12 protein-coding genes and 6 tRNA genes are annotated in these 15980 nt (G+C 26.8%); 16 read left to right on the plus strand and 2 right to left on the minus strand.

The features are described from left to right. Nucleotides 1–15: 15 nt before the first annotated feature. Complete coding sequence (locus STABA_RS01070) at nt 16–708, minus strand: potassium channel family protein (RefSeq protein WP_156005682.1); 693 nt, start codon at nt 706–708, stop codon at nt 16–18. A gap of 142 nt (nt 709–850) precedes the next feature. Here STABA_RS01070 and STABA_RS01075 point away from each other — a divergent pair, with 142 nt between their 5' ends. The 8 genes from STABA_RS01075 (at nt 851) to STABA_RS01110 (ending at nt 9114) form a co-directional block, all read left to right on the plus strand. Further along, entirely contained in the window at nt 851–2488 is a 1638-nt protein-coding gene (locus STABA_RS01075; protein ID WP_156005684.1) for a TrkH family potassium uptake protein, read from the plus strand. 160 nt (nt 2489–2648) lie between these two features. Then, nucleotides 2649–5486: a cation-translocating P-type ATPase gene (locus STABA_RS01080; protein WP_156005686.1), complete on the plus strand. Its 2838-nt coding sequence runs from the start codon at nt 2649–2651 to the stop codon at nt 5484–5486. A 109-nt stretch (nt 5487–5595) separates the two neighbouring features. Next, complete coding sequence (locus STABA_RS01085) at nt 5596–6732, plus strand: lipoprotein (protein ID WP_156005688.1); 1137 nt, start codon at nt 5596–5598, stop codon at nt 6730–6732. A gap of 105 nt (nt 6733–6837) precedes the next feature. Further along, nucleotides 6838–8646, plus strand: a complete 1809-nt coding sequence (locus STABA_RS01090) for an ABC transporter ATP-binding protein (RefSeq protein WP_156005690.1) — start codon at nt 6838–6840, stop codon at nt 8644–8646. A 128-nt stretch (nt 8647–8774) separates the two neighbouring features. Next, a tRNA-Asn gene (locus STABA_RS01095) sits at nt 8775–8850 on the plus strand. An 8-nt stretch (nt 8851–8858) separates the two neighbouring features. After that, nucleotides 8859–8934: transfer RNA gene (locus STABA_RS01100), tRNA-Glu, on the plus strand. A gap of 20 nt (nt 8935–8954) precedes the next feature. Then, nucleotides 8955–9030, plus strand: a tRNA-Val gene (locus tag STABA_RS01105). Between the two features lie 8 nt (nt 9031–9038). After that, nucleotides 9039–9114 (plus strand) — tRNA-Thr (locus tag STABA_RS01110). 233 nt (nt 9115–9347) lie between these two features. Here STABA_RS01110 and STABA_RS01115 read toward each other — a convergent pair. Next, nucleotides 9348–9620 carry a hypothetical protein gene (locus tag STABA_RS01115; protein WP_156005692.1) on the minus strand — a complete coding sequence of 91 codons (273 nt, stop codon included), beginning with the start codon at nt 9618–9620 and terminating at the stop codon, nt 9348–9350. Nucleotides 9621–9623: 3 nt separating this feature from the next. Between STABA_RS01115 and STABA_RS01120 the strand changes: the two genes are divergently transcribed. The 8 genes from STABA_RS01120 to STABA_RS01155 all read left to right on the plus strand — a co-directional run bounded on the left by STABA_RS01120 (nt 9624) and on the right by STABA_RS01155 (nt 15971). Continuing rightward, nucleotides 9624–9699 (plus strand) — tRNA-Lys (locus tag STABA_RS01120). Nucleotides 9700–9704: 5 nt separating this feature from the next. Beyond that, nucleotides 9705–9789 (plus strand) — tRNA-Leu (locus STABA_RS01125). A gap of 101 nt (nt 9790–9890) precedes the next feature. After that, nucleotides 9891–10730 carry a Cof-type HAD-IIB family hydrolase gene (locus STABA_RS01130; protein WP_156005694.1) on the plus strand — a complete coding sequence of 280 codons (840 nt, stop codon included), beginning with the start codon at nt 9891–9893 and terminating at the stop codon, nt 10728–10730. Between the two features lie 15 nt (nt 10731–10745). Next, complete coding sequence (gene trxA / locus STABA_RS01135) at nt 10746–11048, plus strand: thioredoxin (RefSeq protein ID WP_156005696.1); 303 nt, start codon at nt 10746–10748, stop codon at nt 11046–11048. A 5-nt stretch (nt 11049–11053) separates the two neighbouring features. Continuing rightward, on the plus strand, nt 11054–11890 hold the full coding sequence (locus STABA_RS01140; protein ID WP_156005698.1) for a Cof-type HAD-IIB family hydrolase: 837 nt from the start codon (nt 11054–11056) through the stop codon (nt 11888–11890). A gap of 75 nt (nt 11891–11965) precedes the next feature. Beyond that, a complete protein-coding gene (locus tag STABA_RS01145; RefSeq protein WP_156005699.1) occupies nt 11966–12664 on the plus strand; it encodes a GntR family transcriptional regulator in 699 nt (232 codons plus the stop codon). A gap of 66 nt (nt 12665–12730) precedes the next feature. After that, entirely contained in the window at nt 12731–14563 is a 1833-nt protein-coding gene (locus STABA_RS01150; protein WP_156005701.1) for a PTS transporter subunit EIIC, read from the plus strand. Next, the gene (locus tag STABA_RS01155; RefSeq protein ID WP_156005703.1) at nt 14556–15971 is read left to right on the plus strand and encodes a GH32 C-terminal domain-containing protein; all 1416 of its coding nucleotides are present in this window, start codon (nt 14556–14558) and stop codon (nt 15969–15971) included. Before STABA_RS01150 ends, STABA_RS01155 begins: the two co-directional genes overlap by 8 nt. Nucleotides 15972–15980: the final 9 nt, after the last annotated feature.

Below are 15980 nucleotides of genomic sequence, written 5' to 3' on the forward strand. Positions count from 1 at the left end.
AAAAAAGAAGACTCATTAGTCTTCTAGATCAGCTCCTCTAATTTTTTCAATTAGATTATTGATTATATTATTTTTAGCAAACACAACTAATAAGTCATCTTCTTTTAATGCTGTATATTCATCAGGAATCACTATTTTTCCGTTACGCTTAATTTGAACTATATTAAAATCTTTGTTTGTACTTAGTCCAGCTTCATTAATTGTTTTATCAATAATTTGTTCATCTTTTACAATAATATTTGTAAAACTATATTCTCCATCTGTTGATTGTACATCACCATCTATATCAAATAATGATTTAGTCGCAATCAATTTACCTGTTAACACGTCGGGAATAATAATTTTATCTTCTTCAATTCCTAGTGCTAATAAAATTCTTTTGTGATGTCTATCTCTAGCATTAACTATAATATTTTCAACACCTAAGTCAATTAAGTTTAAAACCGTAATAATTGATGCTTCCATGCTTGATCTTAAACTAACGATAACACAGTCAAATTGAGCAATTCCATTTCTTTCTAAAGCACTTTTATTTGTTGTATCTAAAACTATTGCTTCTGCTGATTCAAAATCTGCTGCGTATAAATTAAGTTTTTCTTCATTAATATCAAATATTTTAATATATTGTTTTTTTTCATCTAATGTTTGAGCAACAGATAGTCCAAAAAAACTAGCTCCTATAATTGCAAAACTTTTCTTTTTAGCCATTTTTTAAAGCCTCTTAACTTTCTAACTTTGTTTATTATACAACTCATTAACTTAACTTATCAATTTAAATAAGACATATTTTTGATTTATAAAATAAAGTTGTTGTATAATTATAAAAGTTTAATGCTAGGAGCAGTTGAAAATGGATAATTTGTTGGAAAAAAAACACGATAAAAAAAGTTTAAAATTGCAAAATAAGGAAAATAAAAAGCTTGCTTCACATAAGAAAAAAATTCAAAAAGATATTGCAAAAAAAACTACTTTTCAAAAACTAAAATCATGATGACCATTTTCAAAAATAAGTGGAAAAATCATAATTGGTTATTTATCTGCAATCATAATTGGAGGTTTTTTATTATCTATTCCTGGTATTGTAAATGATAGAGAATCAGAATGAAATTTTATAACTGGAATGTTTACTGCTTCAAGTGCAATTTCTGACACTGGAATAACAATATTACAAACAAACACACAATATAGTTTATTTGGACAAATTTTAATATTAGTAATGATAAAAATCGGTGGAATAGGATTGTTAACAATTAAATTGGTTATTTTGGCATTGTTAAATCGAAAAATTTCACTTGATGATCAACATGTTGCAAAAAGTGAAAGAGGAACTGGAACGGTTGCAAATACTGTTGAAATGATTCGTGATGCATTTTTATTTTTAACTTTTATTGAAATAGCAGGAACGGGAGTATTATTTTTTGGATTTTATTTGACACCATTAACTGATACAAGTCCTGTAAATACAAGTTTTGATGTAACAGATTCATATCATAATTTCTCAAGATCATTATGAGCTTCAATTTTTCATTCTGTTAGTGCGGTAAATAATGCTGGGTTTGATATTATTTCAAATTCTTCATTACAACCTTATAATCAAGGAAATAATAGAGGATATGTATTGCAAGTTATTTTTATGCTGCAATGAATAATTGGTGGTCTTGGTTATCCTACTTATCATGATATAAAAAGAAAAATTAAAGCAAGAAAAGAAGGTAAAAAAGTAAAATTTTCGTTATTTACAAAACTAAATTTCGTTTTTTATACTATCTTATTAGTTGTAGGTCCAACCCTAGTTATTCTTTCAGAAGTATTGACGGTTGAAAAAAGCAAAATTATGTATCGTCCAACCGAAACTGAGGGGGTTTATGAAAAACAAAAAACTTATCAATGAGTTTTTGATATTATTTTTAACGTAACTTCCTGTCGTAACGCTGGGTTTTCAACAGTAGATATTAATAACTTCACTGCTGGATCAAAATTTGTTATGGCAATTTGGATGTTTATTGGCGCTGCTCCTTCTTCTACAGCTGGAGGGATTAGAACAACAACATTTGCAATATGTTTAATTGCTATTATTTCAATTATTAGAAATAAACATTCTGTTGAAGCATTTAAGAAAAAAGTGCCAGATGAAACTGTAAGAAGAAGTTTTGCGGTTATATTTTTATCATTTTTTATTGTAGTTTTTAGTATTTTTGTAGTTTATCTTGATTCAAATAAAATGTTATATGACAGAAACATGAATACTGATGATACTGAATATACAATTATTCAATTAATTGTATATGTTTCAAGTGCATTTGGAACGGTTGGTTTCCAGCCATTTGCAAATAGTGAAATTTTAGCAATGGGAGTTGTAAGTAAAATTATGCTTGTTTTAACTATGTTTATTGGACAATTAGGTATTTCAAATACTTTGCTTGCTTTTGTAAAACCAAAAAACAAACAAAACTTTGGATATTTAGAAGAAGAAGTAACAATAGGATAAGAAAATTCTTAGATTTGAAAAAAAGTTTCAATTTATTAAAAAAGCTATATAAGGTATTATTTAAAGGGTTTTTCAAGTAATGAAAAACCCTTTTTAGTTGCAAGTATATTTTAAAGTTGTATGATATTGTTTAAGAGTATTTTCACAAGGGGAAAAATTTATGCAAGAAAATCAAAATGTTCAAGATTTGTCGTTTTCACAAGAACTTGATAAATATTCAAAAAAATGACATGCATTGTCCAATGAAAGAATACTAAAAATATTAAAAACAAATCAAAAATCTGGTTTAACAACTCAAGAGGCAGCAAAACGTTTGGAAGAGTTTGGTAGAAATACATTACCAAAACCTAAAAAACCAAATATCTTTGCAATATTTTTTAAAAGTTTTTTAGATCCTTTATGTATAATGATGGCAATTGCAGGAATTGCATCATTAATAATAGGTTTAATAAATACTTTAGAAGCACCTGATATTGCTGGGCTTATTATTATTGCAGTGATTATTTTAACAAATTCAATTATAGCAACATTACAAGAATGAAAATCACTTAACCAAAAAGAAGCTATAAAAAACAATGTATTAGAAGCCGTTGTATTAAGAGATGGAAAACAAACAAGAATTAATATTGAAGAACTAGTTCCTGGTGATATTATCTATACAAAATCAGGAGATTTTGTTCCTGCTGATTCAAGAATTATTGATAATCAAATGTTGAAAGTTGATGAGTCTGCTTTAACAGGAGAAAATGAAGCTGTAGAAAAAGTTGATGAAGTAATTGAAGAACAACATTTAGTTTTAGGAGATCAAAAAAATATTGCTTTTATGTCAACACTTGTTGTTGAAGGTAAAATGGTTGGAGTTGTTTTTAATACAGGTAGAGAATCAGAAATAGGAAAAATCGCAACAAAGATAAGTGAAACTAAAAAACAAAAAACACCTTTAGAACATAAAGTTTCTAAATTAACTTTAATAATAGGTTTAGCTTCAGTTATTCTTGGAGCAATAATTTTTGGAATTGCATACGTTAATAATGAAAAAATAGGAGAAAGCATTTATAAATTATTACTTGTTGCTGTATCTTCTGCTATCAGTATTATTCCAGAATCATTAACAATCATTGTTAAAATTTGCTTGTTTATTGCAACAAAAAAAATGGCAAGAAAAAATGTAATGATTAAAAAACCAAAATCAATTGAAACTTTAGGAAATGTTAATGTAATTTGTTCAGATAAAACAGGTACTTTAACTCAAAACAAAATGTTTGTTGATAGCTTGTATATGAGTGGTAAAGAATATAAAGCTAAAGAAATAGAACTACAAGAAGATCCTTTAGTAAGATGTATGGCTTTATGTAATGATGGAGTTATAAATAAAAAAGGCGAAAAAATTGGTAATGCAACTGATTTAGCATTAGTTGGATTATTAATGGATAATAAAATCAATTATCAAGCAATGAGAAGAAAGTATAAAAGAGTTGATGAAATTCCTTTTGATTCTAAAAGAAAAGTTATGTCAACAGTTAATCAAGTTGATGGACCTGATGGAAAATATGTAGCCTATACAAAAGGGGCAATGGATTATTTAATTCCTCATTGTAAACATATTGTAGATAATGATATTGTAAGACCAATTACAGATCAAGATATAGAAAATATTAAAGAACAACTTTTAGTATTTGCAAAAAAAGGAATGAGAACTTTAGGATTTGCAAAAAAAGATTTAGATGAAATTGATTTAGAACAAGATTATCAATATGAAGACAAACTTGTTTTTATGGGATTGGTTGCAATTATTGATCCGCCAAGAGAAGAAGTTAAATATTCTATTGAAGATGCTCATAATGCTGGAATTAGAGTAATTATGATTACAGGAGACCACAAAGTTACTGCTTTTGAAATAGCTTCAAGATTAGGAATTACAGATGAACAATACAATGATGTAATCACAGGAGCTGAAATTGAATCTCTAAGTAATGAAGAATTGATTGAAAAATTAAAATCAACAAATGTATTTGCAAGAGTTAATCCAGAACATAAAGCTTTAATTGTTGACTTGCTTCAAAGTCAAAATAACATTGTTGCTATGACTGGTGACGGAGTAAATGATTCTCCAAGTTTAGTAAAAGCTGATGTTGGAATAGCAATGGGTATAACAGGAACTGAGGTTTCTAAAAAAGTAAGTGATGTAATTCTAACTGATGATAATTTTAAATCAATCATTTCAGGTATAAACTCAGGAAGAAATGTTTATGAGAAAATCAAATATTCAATTTCATTTTTAGTTGCAGCAAATATCAGTCAGGTTTTAACTATTTTAATTGTATTAGGGATTTTTGGACAACTTGCATTAAACTCAGTAAACATTTTATTTCATATTTTTGTAGTAGAAACAATTGTTGCAATTCCAATTGGAATGCAAAGAGAAAGAAAAGGAGTTATGTTAAATCCTCCTCCAACTCATAAAAAAGAGAGTTTGCTAAAAGGTATTATTACTCAGATTTGTTTAACAACATTATTTAATACACTATTTGCTGTTTTAAACTACTCAATTGCAGATATATATGTAATGCATTCAGATTTAGCAAGTTCAAAAGAAGAATTGCAAAAGTTAGCTTCAGGTTATGCTAAGGCTGGATCTTATATTTGTATAATGAATTCTCCAATATTTTATGCAATTTTATTTAATAATAGATTTTTACCTATTAAAAATGATAATGGAGAAACAATTATTGATAAATATAAACCAAATAAATGATTGATAATTTTGATGTGTATAGCACTAACTTTAACAACTTTAACAATGCTTCCATTTGAAGGATTAAACGAGTTTTTTGATTTTAAAACTCATAAATTACCTGCAATTTTAGCAGTAATATTTATAATTAATACTTTGTTAACCCCAATTTGCATATATTTAGTAAATCTGATTGTATTAAAAACAACATCAAACATGAAAAAAAACTTATCAAAACAACAAACAATTAATAAAGAACTTTAAAAAGTTAAAACTATTTTTAGGTTTAACTTTTTTTAGTTTTAACACTTATAGTGTTGCATTAAATAAGTGTATATAGTAAACTCATTAGTGTTAAAGGAGAAAAACACAAATGAGAAAAATTTTAGGATTATTAGGAGCAGCTGGATTAATAGTATCTTCTACAAGTGCTGTAATAGCTTGTGGTGGAGATAAAACTGCTACTTTAGATTTTACAACTAGACAAAAGTCATTAGAGTCTGCAAAAACAGTTTATGATATATTTAAAGGTGAAGGGGACTATGTACCTAAAACAAACGGTAATTTAGTAATTAATTTTAAATTACCAGGTGATGTTAGCGGTAAAATAAGTTTTAACAACAAACAATATAAAGATATTTTTACATCAGAAAATAATGCAGAAATATTAAAAGCATTAAGACAAACTCAAACTGAAGTTAAAGACAAAAGTGATTTAAATGATGTTGAAAAAAACTTTCAAAAAGCATTTAATAACTATTATGTAACAAAATCATTTATGGATGGTATGAAAACAGCGTTTGATGCTGCCGGAGCTAATTCAAGTGGCAATGTTAAAATAGAAAATGCATACAATACTTCAACTAAAAGTGAAAAAAATAAAAAAGAAGAATATGATGCATTAGCAACAAAACTTCAAGATTGAATGAATTTAACATTTGATATGAAAATTCCAGAAAATACATATATATCTGAAATGAATTTAGATTATAAGGGATTAACAGGTTGAAAAATTCATTTTAGATTAATGATTGATGTTAATAACAATGGTTATGATGCAAGCGACAAAGATGAATCAGATGATATAGCATTAGATGTTAAAAAATTAAAAGATAATTCCACTGATGCTGAAGTTGCAAATGCTAATGCTAAAGCATCAGACAGCTGATTATCAAAAGCTAAAAACAATATTTCTTTAGGAATCTATAAAATAAAATTATTCATCCAACAATTAGTTTTAACTAATGGAAAAGATTGATTAGCAGATGTATTATCTGGCCTAATGCAAGGATTTGCAGAAAGTGCATTAACATTAATTCCTGCAATTAAAGCATTATTGAAAGTACCTGGAGCAGAATATATTTTCAATAAATTTGTTATAGCTCCAATTGCTGATAAAATTGCGACACCATTGGCTGACATTATTGTTAAATGAGCAGAAGACAATAAAACAAGCACAGGATCAATGATTACAAATAATTATGTAAATAACATGTTTTTGTTAGCATAAAATAATAAAATTGGTTTACAAAACCAATTTTTTATTTTAATGTGGTTTAAAATTTCATTTTCTTTTTGCTAATATATATTTGATATAAATAAATGGAATGAAACAATGAAAAAAAAGGTATTGAATGAAAGAGCATTTACTTTTTCTAAATTTTTAACAGTATTTAAACTTGTAGGTTCTAGTATCAAAAGACATCCTATAATTTTTTTTAGTTTTGTTTTGTTTACTATTTTAAATTCTATTTTAGCAGCCGCTTTTCCTTTGATTGTAAAAGGATTATTTAGTACTTTAGTTGATAAAAATGTTAAAACAAGTCCTTTTTTTATGTTTGAATTTACATATGAAGAATGAATTTATGCAGGAATAATATTATTAGGTTTATTTACTTTTGTACAGTTTTTTTCTAGTTTTTTAGCAGGAATTTTTTCAAGAAAATCTGAAATTGCTTTAAGAAAAAAAGTTTTGAAACATTTAATAGAAGTTGACATTAGTTATTATTCAAAAAGACAAATTGGATCTGTTATGACAAGAGTTATAAGTGATACTCAGTTTGTTGGAGATGGATTTAACAACTTTTTTACAAATTGACTTTCAATGTTATGAGGATTAATTGTAACAAGTTTTATTTTAATAAATTTATCATCTCTTTTAACTGGTGTATTAATTGGTTTATTTTTCTTATTTGTAGTAGTAATAATTTTTATGTTTTTTAGATATCGTCAATTTTTAATTGGAGCAATGGATGAAAAAAGAAAAGTTAATGCAGATATGACAGATAGAATCATGAATATAAGACTTGTTAAATCTTCTGGAACAGAAATGTTTGAAGTAAATAGAAATAAAGAATTGAATAAGGAATTAGCAAGAAAACAAAAAAGTTCTGTTGCTATGCAATCTGCATTTCAATTATTTAATAGTGTTTTAAGCTCTTTTTTACCGATGATTATGTTAATAGTTTGTATTTTTGTATATAACAAAACTATGACACCATTTGCACTATCAACTCTATGTGTAACTATGTTAAGTGCAACAGGAAGCTTGGTCTCTAATTTAATGTCTTTAACTTCATCGCTAAGAGGGATGGCTATTAGCTCAAATTGTGCAACAAGAGTTAATGATATATTAAAAAGAAAATCAATTATTTTATTTAATGAGAATCCTATTAAAATTGAATCTATTAATAATATTAAGTTTGAAAATGTTACATTTAATTATCCTGAAGAACCTCATATTAATGTGTTATCTACTTTTAATTTTGAGTTTGAAAAAGGAAAAAGTTATGCTATTGTTGGAGAAACTGGTGTAGGAAAATCTACAATAGCAAAAATGCTTTTAAGATTTTATGATGCAACAACAGGAAAAGTTTTAGTAAATGATATTGATATAAAAGATTTGGATCTATCAAACTATTTATCACATGTTGGATATGTTGAACAAGAACCTCAAATTTTGTATGGAACTTTTATGGATAATATTACTTATAGTGTTCCTAATAAAACAAAAGAAGAAGTATATGAAGCAGCTAAAAAATCACAATTACATGAATATGTAATGAGTTTAAAAGAAAATTATGAAACTTTATTAGGAGAAAGAGGATTGATGCTGTCAGGAGGTCAAAAACAAAGACTTGTAATTGCAAGACTATTTTTAAAAAATCCTGACCTATTGATTTTAGATGAAGCAACAAGTGCATTAGATAATATAATTGAAAAAGAAATACAAAAAGATTTAGATGAATTGATACAAAATAGAACAACAATTGTTATTGCTCATCGTTTATCAACAATTAAAAAAGTAGATAAAGTTATAGTTTTAGACAGAAAAGTAGGAATTTTGGAAATAGGAACTTTTGATGAACTAAAAAAACAACCCGGAAAATTTCAAAAGTTGTACAATGCCGGCTTATTGAAATAACAAATACATTTATAAATGACTTTTAATATGAGTCATTTTTTTATTTAAAAATATTTAAAAAAAATAAAAAATTTCTTGTAATTGTAATAACTTCTATGCTATTATGAATAAGTAGTTTTTATGTATCTGGCTTTTTAGCTCAGTTGGTAGAGCAACCGGCTGTTAACCGGTTGGTCGCAGGTTCGAGTCCTGCAAAAGCCGCCATTTTTTATGGCCTGTTGGTGAAGCGGTGAACACACACGGTTTTCATCCGTGCATACACGGGTTCGATCCCCGTACAGGCTACCATTTTATTGTATTTTATTTGTGGAGTGCTAGCTCAGTTGGGAGAGCTCCTGCCTTACAAGCAGGCGGTCGGCGGTTCGAGCCCGTCGCACTCCACCATTTATTATGCTGATGTGGCTCAATTGGCAGAGCAACTGACTTGTAATCAGTAGGTTGTAGGTTCAAGTCCTATCATCAGCACCAGTACAGAAAATATAGACAATCTCATTTTGTGGAGATTGTTTTTTTGTGTAAAATATTTGTAGAAACTATGAGGAAAAAATAATGCATACAATGATAAAAAATAGTAGATTAATTCTCATATCTATAGGAAGTTGTTTATCTTTTTTTATTAATTTTTTAGTTTTATTTTTTTGGAAACCAATTGCTATAAATTTAAATAGATACACTGTACAAGGATATGTATTTACTATTACTTATGTTGTCATTTTATTGATTTGAGTTATTGCTTTTACTTGCATTATTTTAATTTGAAGAAGATTATCTCTTGGATATATTGGATCAATACTTGCGCTTGTTTTTTCAATTCAAGTTATAATAGTATCTTTTTTCTTATTGACTTGAATATTTTGACTTCCAAATACAATTTCAGCAATTGTATTAATAGTAGGTAGTTCTTTAATTATTAAAGATAATAGAGAAAATTTATAGAAACTAAATATTTTTGTGATATTATAATTTTGTTGCAAATTGTCTCGTTAGCTCAGTCGGTAGAGCAACTGGCTTTTAACCAGTGGGTCATAAGTTCGAGTCTTATACGGGACACCATCCATCCGGGATTGGCGGAATTGGCAGACGCACCAGACTTAGGATCTGGCGTGGTAACACGTGGGGGTTCAAGTCCCTTATCCCGGACCATGTAGGAAAGCAAAAATCTCTTGTTTCACAAGAGATTTTTTTTAAATAAAATATTAAAATACTTCATAAAAGTGTTTTAATATATAGCAAGGTGGTTTTGTATGAAAAACATAAATAAAGAAAAAGTAATAATTTTTATAGATCTTGATGGTACTTCTTTAATGTCTAATCACTTGTTTAGTCAAACTACAATTGATGTTGTTAAAAAATTATATAAAAATGGTCATTATATAATTCCTATAACAGCAAGAAGTACAAAAGATGCTATTTTTCAACAAGCTATTTATTTAGGATTAGATAAGTTAGGTGGAATAGCTGTTGCGAATAATGGAACTCACATTTATGATTTTAAAATAAATTCATATATAAGAAAAAGTGTTATTTCAAGAGAAATGATAGAAAAAGTTTTTAACCAAACTTATGGTAAAATTGGAAAGTACAAAGTTCATTATTTTGCAGATGATATTACTTATGTATATGGAGCTGGGGAAGATTCTAGATACTGAAGCGATATTATGAAAGTTGATTATAAAATAGTTAAAGACTTAGTAGAGATTGAATCAGCAATTAATCATTTAACAATCATTTTAGATGAAAATGCAAATGATTATGATCGTAACCAATTATATAAAGACTTTAGTTTTATAGAACCAGAATTGCAAATTACTCAATATACTCGTAGAGTATATGAACTTTGTGCAAAGGGAATCAATAAAGGTGAGGCAATAGAGTATATTTTGAATCATCTTGGCTATAATCAAACAAATTGTTCAACATTTTGTTTTGGAGATAGTGTAAATGATATCCCTATGTTTAAAGTTGTACAATATCCTATTGCAATGGCAAATGCTATTGATGATATTAAAGGTATTGCAAAATTTGTCACTTTATCCAATGATGAAGATGGAGTTGCAAAGTTTATTGAAGAACATATTTTATAAGAAGGAGAATATATTATGGCAAAAATTATAAGTTCAGCTGAGGAATTTTACTCAGAAATAGCAAAACCAAATACAGTTGTAGATTTCTATGCAGATTGATGTGGACCATGTAAAATGTTTGCACCATTATTCGATCAAGTATCACAAGAAGCATCAAACTCAAACTTTATAAAAGTTAATGTTGATGAATTAAGAGAAGTTGCAGATAAATATGAAATTAAATCAATCCCAACAGTTGTGAAATTTGAAAATGGTAACGAAACAAACAGAAACGTTGGTTCTTTAGGTAAAGATGCATTATTAGATTTTGCTAAATAATTATTATGATTAAATTAATCGCATTAGATATTGATGGAACATTATTAGGAAAAAACAAAAGAGTTTCTAAAAAAAATATTGCAGCTATTAATGAAGCAAGGAAAAAGGGAATAAAGTTTTGTATTGCTTCAGGTAGAGCTTTTAATAGAGTAGATAAAATCGCAAAAGAAATTGGAATAAATGAATCATTAGAATATGTTGTAACCATGAATGGTGGAGCTATTTATAAATATGATAAAAATAAAAAACCAGTTTTAATAAAAGAAACTTTATTTGATATTGATGATGTTAAATATATATACAATAGTGCTTTAGATAACAAGTTAAATTGTTTTTCTTATTCGCAAGATATTAAAGTTGCTTATGTGATAAAAAATAAAGGTGCATTCATCTGATTTATGAAAAAAATATCACATCGAAAGATAAAAGTTTATACAAAAGATGAGATGGATCAAAAAGCATACAAAATAATAGTTTATGGTAAGAAAAAACTTATTGAAAAATGCAAAGAGACTTTAAGTCAAAAAAATTATGAAATGTTTTCATGAAGTTATGTTTCTGGAAATACTGCAAATATTGAAATTAATCCTAATGGAGTTGATAAAATATTTGCGCTTCAAGACATAGCAAAAGTTGAAAATATAACCGCTGATGAAATAATGTACTTTGGTGATGGTGATAATGATAAAAAAGCAATGGAGTGAGTTGGACTTAGTGTTGCTATGAAAAACGCATCAAAACATATCAAAAAAATTGCTACTCAAATTACAGGACATCATAAAAAATCAGGAGTTGCAAAAGCATTAAACGAATATTTAAAAAGTATTGAAAGCGAAAAATAACTTTTTATAAAAGTTATTTTTTTTTACTTCATTTGATAATTCTTTATAATAAAAATAGATATAAAAGGTGAATATATGAAAAAAAAGCAAATAGTTATAAATCATTTAATTTCTTTAATTAATGATGGAAAAGTAAAAAATGGGGAAAAGTTTCCTTCTGAAGCACAACTAATTACAAAATTTAAATTTTCTAAACAACCGATTAGAGAAGCTTTTAAACATTTACAACAATTAAACATTGCTTTTTCAAAACAAGGTGAAGGATATTTTTTAGGTAATAAAATTAAAAGTAATGTTTTATTTTGCTTTGGTGAGTTATTTGATAATACTAGAAGTAGATATTATTATGCTGGAATCGTTAATAGTAAAGATATATGATGCGAAACTAAAGAAGTTTTTTTAGAACACGATCAATATCGAAAAATAGTAGTTAGAAGATTTAGAAATAATGAACCTTTTATTTATGAAGAATCATACTTACCCTTAGAAAATACACCTAAATTTGATATTGAACTAATTAATGAAATTGGGATTTTTAAATATTTAGAAAACATTGAAGGTTTTAAAATTTCATATTCTCAAAAAAATATTTTACAAGCACCAATAAATTTTAAAGATACTTTAACATTTGAATATGGATATTATGATGGTTCATTTGTTTTAGATATAGGAAATGTATTTGATCAAAATGGAGTTTTAATGGAATATTGCTTAAATTTTTATGAATTTAAAAATTTTAAATGAAATTTTATAGAGCATAGAAAAAACATATAATTATAAGTTTGTCTTTCTTATTTTGCAGCACTATTATGTAGATATATAAAAAATAGGGAGGTATATATGGCAAAAATTAATTATAAACAAGAAGCCAAAACATTTTTAGACCATGTTGGTGGATGAGAAAATATTGAATCATTCCTACATTGTTATACAAGAATGAGATATAACGTTATTGATAAAAACAAAGTTAATGTCGATGAAATTCAAAAATCTAAAATTGTTAAAGGTGTTAATTGAAGTGGAAATCAAGTACAAATCATTTTAGGTGCTGGTGTTGTTGATAAAATTGATGAAGAAACTTCAAAAATTAAATTAACAGCAAGTAGCTTTGAAATGAAAGCAAACGTAAAAGCTAAAAATAACAAGAACATTGTAAAAAGAGCAATGAGTACTTTGGGAGATATTTTCTTACCAATTATTCCAGCTTTAGTTGCAGCAGGAATGCTTATGGGATTAAGTGCACTGCTTGTTCAAACAAAAGCAATTAGTCAAAATACTAGAGCTTATGATATTTTTTCAATATTAACAGATACTGCATTTTCATTTTTAGCAGTTTTAGTATGTTGAAGTACTGTTAAAAGATTTGGTGGATCTCCAGTAATTGGAATAGTTATTGGTATTATGTTAGTAAATCCGATACTACCAAGTAAAAGTGCGATAAATTTATATGAAAAATATAAAGAATTCATAGATAGTGGTCACACTGATAGTGATTGAGAAGAAATTGTTCATAAATCAGTTCCTGCTGCAGTAGAAGCATGAAAAATTGGATTCTTAAAAATTACAGGATATCAAGGATCGGTTTTACCACCATTAGTATTAGGAATTGGAGCAGCATTTTTAGAAAAAGGATTAAGAAAAATAGTTCCTAATTTTTTAAACATGATAATTACACCATTTGTTACAATAGCAGTGATATTTTTAGCTGGTCTACTTTTATTAGGACCATTACTACAATATGTTGAAGAAGGAATCTTGATAGCATCAACTTGATTCTTAAAAATTAAATTTGGTTTTGGAACTGCAATACTTTCAGGAATCGTTCAAGCAATAGTTATTACAGGTTGTCACCAATTACTACAAGGATTAGAAATTCAAATGGTAATTCAAGGTTCAATTGATGGATCAGGTTCAATGATGAATGCTGTGTGAACGGCATCAATCGCATCTCAAGCAGGGGCAGGAATTGCTGTTGCATTGAAAGAACAAAATAGATCAAAAATGAAAGTATTAATGTCTTCGGTAGCTCCGGCCTTGTTTGGAATAACAGAACCAGTTATATTCGGAGTTAACTTGCCAAAAACAAAACCATTCTTATGTGGTCTTGCTGGAGGATTTATTGCTGGATTATTTGCAGGAGCATTAAATGTAAGTTGTTCAGGTATGGGAGTAACTGTAATTCCAGGATTACTATTATACTCAGGAAATGTCAGAAACTTACTGCTAATAATTTGTGTCAACGCAATAGCAATCGGAGCAGCTTTAGGATTAACACTTCTTGTTTATAGAGATAGAATTACTCTTAGAGGAGTTGTTCTAAAATCAATTGCAAAAGAAGAAAAAGTTGAAAAAGAAAACAAAAAAGAGTTTTCAATATTTTTCTTAAACAAAAAAGATGAAGTTAAAGAAGTAAATAGCTTTTTAAATAAATATAAAAAAGCAGTTGTTGCAGAAGGAAATATTCAATACTCAATGAATAATGCAAAACATCCTGAAAAATATGAGGAAAAATTAGCTAAAGCAAAAGTTGTAGCTGATGAATATAGAGAAAAATATGACAAAGAATATAAAGTAAAAAGTCAAACTATTATTGATGAAGCAGTAAAAACTTTAAAATTAGAATCTAGAGAACTTTTGCCTAAATTAGAAAAAGAGTTTGTTTTTAATGGATAATAAATACAAAAAAATAGAAGATTTTAGTGAGCAAGAAATAGCAAGCGCACAAAAAAAGGCAAAAGAAGATCTATATTATCCAAATTATCATATTGCACCAATAACAGGTTTATTAAATGATCCTAATGGTTTAATCTATGTTAATGGATTACATTACATTCATTATCAAGTTCACCCAGTTGATGCAATACATGGATTAAAGTATTGAGCATTATGCACAACAAAAGATTTTTTAAATTATCAATATTGAGGTTTATCAAGTAAACCTGAAATTAAAGAAGAAAGTCATGGAGTTTTTTCTGGATCAGCTTTTTTAGAAAATGACCAAATTAAAATTTTATATACAGGAAATCATCGAGATGATGAAAATGTAAGACATCAAACTCAAATTATAGGAACTTTAAAAGATAACAAAGTAATTGATAAAGCTGTTTTAATTGAGCATGACTTTGATTTATATGATGAACATATTAGAGATCCAAAAATTATTGAAATTAAAAATAAAGAGTATATTTACTTTGGTGTACAAATGAAAGGTTCTAAAGTTGGATCAATTGCTTTTTATGATTATGAAACTAAAAAAAATGTATGTAACATTAAATATGATTTTGAAAACTTTGGTTATATGTGAGAGTGTCCAAATATTGAAAAAGTTGGAAACAAATATTTTGTAGTATTTTGTCCGCAAGGAGCAAAAAGTAATGACAAAATAAAATTCTTTAATTATGATAGTACTGTTTATTTATTTGCAGATGATATTGATTTAGAAAAACAAGAGTTTATAAATCCAACATATCCTCAGCTACTTGATTATGGCCATGATTTTTATGCACCTCAAAATTATTATGTTAATAAAGAGTTAATATCAATTGGATGATTTGGAACATTTGCAATAGTATATCCAAGTGATAAAAATAGTTGACAAGGAATGTTAACAATTCCTAAAAAAGTAACACTTGAAAATAATGTTATAAAACAATATCCTTATGAAGTATTTGTAAATAATATTTTACAAGACCATAAAACAATTAATGAAAATAAATTTTTAGTTAAGAAAAACTTTAGATTAAAATTCAGAACAAATAAAAATTTAGATTTAAAAATTGGAAATGGTAAAGATTATATACAATTAATAATAAATGATGAAAAAATTATATTTGATAGAGCAAATCAAGAAGAAAAAGTCATATCTGATTTGGAAGGGATTAGATATGTTGAAAGAAAACATAAAGATCAAGAAGTAGAATTATGAGTTGATAACTCATCGATTGAAATTTTTGTAAATAATTATGAAAGTGTGTTTTCTTCAAGATTTTTTATAAAAGAAGTTTGTCAAATTGAATTTGATGCACAAATAGATTTTGATTATTGAGATATCAAAAAAATAAATATGAAAATATGTGATTAAATCTCATTA

The sequence above is a fragment of the Spiroplasma tabanidicola genome, assembly GCF_009730595.1.
Lineage (GTDB): Bacteria > Bacillota_I > Bacilli_A > Mycoplasmatales > Mycoplasmataceae > Spiroplasma_A > Spiroplasma_A tabanidicola.